The sequence below is a fragment of the Dubosiella newyorkensis genome (assembly GCF_001945605.1).
Classification (GTDB): Bacteria; Bacillota_I; Bacilli_A; order Erysipelotrichales; family Erysipelotrichaceae; genus Dubosiella; species Dubosiella newyorkensis.
Genome location: NZ_MPKA01000141.1, coordinates 1 through 2,813, shown reverse-complemented (window position 1 = coordinate 2,813; position 2,813 = coordinate 1). Strand labels below are relative to the sequence as shown.

At 38.1% G+C, this 2,813-nt stretch carries 5 protein-coding genes; 2 read left to right on the top strand and 3 right to left on the bottom strand.

The genetic code is table 11. The features are described 5' to 3' along the window. The first annotated feature begins 26 nt into the window (after positions 1–26). Both BO225_RS11775 and BO225_RS11770 read left to right on the top strand, forming a co-directional pair. A complete protein-coding gene (locus BO225_RS11775) occupies positions 27–485 on the top strand; it encodes a helix-turn-helix domain-containing protein (RefSeq protein ID WP_076342391.1) in 459 nt (152 codons plus the stop codon). 38 nt (positions 486–523) lie between these two features. Beyond that, entirely contained in the window at positions 524–1,288 is a 765-nt protein-coding gene (locus BO225_RS11770) for a hypothetical protein (protein ID WP_076342390.1), read from the top strand. Positions 1,289–1,512: 224 nt separating this feature from the next. Here BO225_RS11770 and BO225_RS11765 read toward each other — a convergent pair whose 3' ends face one another. The 3 genes from BO225_RS11765 to BO225_RS11755 all read right to left on the bottom strand — a co-directional run. Continuing rightward, positions 1,513–1,743: a hypothetical protein gene (locus tag BO225_RS11765; protein WP_076342389.1), complete on the bottom strand. Its 231-nt coding sequence runs from the start codon at positions 1,741–1,743 to the stop codon at positions 1,513–1,515. A 35-nt stretch (positions 1,744–1,778) separates the two neighbouring features. Further along, a complete protein-coding gene (locus BO225_RS11760) occupies positions 1,779–2,225 on the bottom strand; it encodes a S8 family serine peptidase (RefSeq protein WP_269843907.1) in 447 nt (148 codons plus the stop codon). Between the two features lie 172 nt (positions 2,226–2,397). Then, on the bottom strand, positions 2,398–2,813 hold a 416-nt coding region (locus BO225_RS11755), incomplete at its 5' end, for an ATP-binding protein (protein WP_158023842.1).

The following is a 2,813-nucleotide window of genomic DNA, read 5'->3' as shown; positions in this document are numbered from 1 at the left end:
CGAAAAGAAATGGAGTTTGATAGAAAATGTTCGATTATTCAAGGTTTTACCGTATTTATACCCAACATTTAAGAAAATATTATGAAGTTTCTCAACAAAACCTGGCCAAAGCCATTCAAATCCCGAACAGTTCTTTGAGCAAAATCGAGGCCGGGAAACAGGAAATGGACGAAAAAACATTTAAAAAAGTGATTGTTTTTTTCGAAAAGATCGATGAGGATTTCCGCTTTTCGTTTGATCCAGATCTCGTTGAAGAAGTAGAGTCCTGGAACAGGAAAAGTGTCCATGCTTTTTTGATGATGACTTATGAATCCATGGCTTATGAAATAAAACCAATCCTGGATAATTCAAAATATCTCCATTCGTTTGCTTATTTCCATATACGGCTTTTACAGGGACTTTACGATAATTTTTTAGATATAGACTGCATGGAACAAATTAAGGAACTGATTGATTCGATTATTTTCAAGATCATTATCATTTAGCCGTCCTGTATGATTTATATGGAGTTTCGATTTATTCAATGGATAAAAAAGTCTTGAAAACACAAATACAAGCGTTGCATACCGCATTGAGCTACTGCAACTCGATCAATTCGCAAAACTTAAAAGGTCTGATCTTATATCATTTGATTTTAAAGCAGAAAACATCCAGCAATATGAATGCATTGCAGTATTTTGAAGAATGCGAACGTTCCCTTGAAAAAACGGGCGCTTATCGGAGATTGATTCATTATAAACTAAACAAAGCAAATACCTATTCGACTATTGGTCTTTATCCACTAGCAGAAAATATATACAAAAATCTAGAAAATATTCAGTCTCAAATAGAGGAAAAAAGAATTATTATAAAATTATATGAATGTTCTTCGTGGTGCTCGCTCATCCAAGAAAAATATGAAATCGCTCTTTTTCAAGCCAAAAAAGCTAAAAAAGCCGGCAGCAAGTTTCCAGATATCTATATCACTTTAGCCTACGCAAACTATAAACTTGGAAACCTTGAAGAAGCCCGTCAAGCCATACTCGAATTCCGCGCTCTTTTTTCATCCAGTCCACGAATAGACTTTATCCAGCAGTTTTTTGTTCTACTTGAAAAAAGAATCGAAAACAAGCTGCTTCCTGCTCTTCTTATTGAACGCCTCTTAAATCAACTGCCTGACTTTCGGGATGTCGAACTCGAAATGATCCTCTATCCGTTCTTGACTGAATATTATCGATCGATCGAGGACTATAAAAACGCTTCGATGATCCAAGCCTGCTGGATCCAATATCTTCAGTTTTCTAATTAAGAAACCAAGAAAAACCCAAGTAGAAAAGTATTCTAAGAAGAACCATATAAAAAAAGTTAAGAATGGGTAAAAAAATATTCGAGAGGTTTTGAAGCTTTCATTACTTAGTTCAAATTCTATCGTTTCGAATGATTTGAAAAAAAGACGGTTGATTGCTGATGTCAACCGTCCTGGTTATTTGGAGAAGAGAATACAGGATTCATATTGTATTTATATATTTTCGATCAGTTTTTGCGGATCTGCGATTTTCTGCATGCTTCCATTCGAATATCCTGTATCATACGTATATTTAAAAAGGTTTCCGGATCGAGATCGGGATCGACCTGTAAACATAAAGCGTATAGCCCGACAAGCCATGGTGGCAGCCAGCTTGCTCCGCCTACACTAAAAAAGCAATAATCGTCAGAAGATCCGTATCCAGCCACATATCTTGCATCTTCTAGTACAAGGATCACATTTCCTCTTAAATCGTTTTTATGTGTCCAAGAATCTATTTCATTCGGATCCGATTGAAGTTCTCGGGTGAGTCCATCCAAACAATATCGATAGTTTTGGCACGCTCGATCGCATCATACCATTCCTGTATGCCTTCTATATTATCGCCGAGCATGAAGCCTAGTGAAATAGAAATAGCGCGAATTGGGTTTTCCATATGATCATTTTTTTCAAGAATATGATTGATCGTTTCCGCAATATATTTTAAATCTGCTTGGCCATTTTTATCTTTGTAGCTTAGACCAATATAGTAAACATTGGCATCTGGTGCGACTCCGCAGTTTTCTCCGACAGCTATAGATGTGACAGCCGGTCCATGCACGCTGATCCCTTTGGGATACGTATTGTAAATTTCATATTCCTTGATCTTTCCTTCATACTCTATATGATTTGGATCAAAAGGCTGGTCAATGATAGCGATGTTGACTCCTTTTCCAGTAATTCCTTGCTCATGGAGATTTCGGACTCCATTGTGTGAAAGAATTATAGGATACTTTTCTGTCTGTAGATGTCAAGTTAAAAATGTACAAATTCGATGAGATAAAAATGCTCAATTTTGTTTGAAAGATACTGAAGGATCTTTTCGATCCTTCTTTCGATTTTGACCAATTGCTTTATTCCTGTTCGGTGTGCGGCTTCTTCTTGATATGGTCTTTCATACGGTAAGACTTTCCGGTAATGGACACGACATGCGCATGATGCAGGATCCTGTCCAGGATCGCATTGGCCATAACGGGGTCCTGAAATATCTCGTCCCATTCGCCAAAGCCGATATTGGTTGTCAGTATCGTGCTTTTCTGTTCGTATCGTTTGTCGATCAGCTGAAAGAACAGTTTCGACTCTTCTTTTGTGATCGGCAGATATCCGATCTCGTCGATGATCAGCAGCTTGTACCGGCTGTAGTTCTTCAAACGGTTTTCCAGCCGATTTTCTTCGTTGGCTTTTCTCAGCTGCTGGATGAGGTCGTGGCATTTGATGAAGTAGGTGCTGTTCCTCTTCTTGGCGGCTTCGATTCCCAGGCTCACGGCCA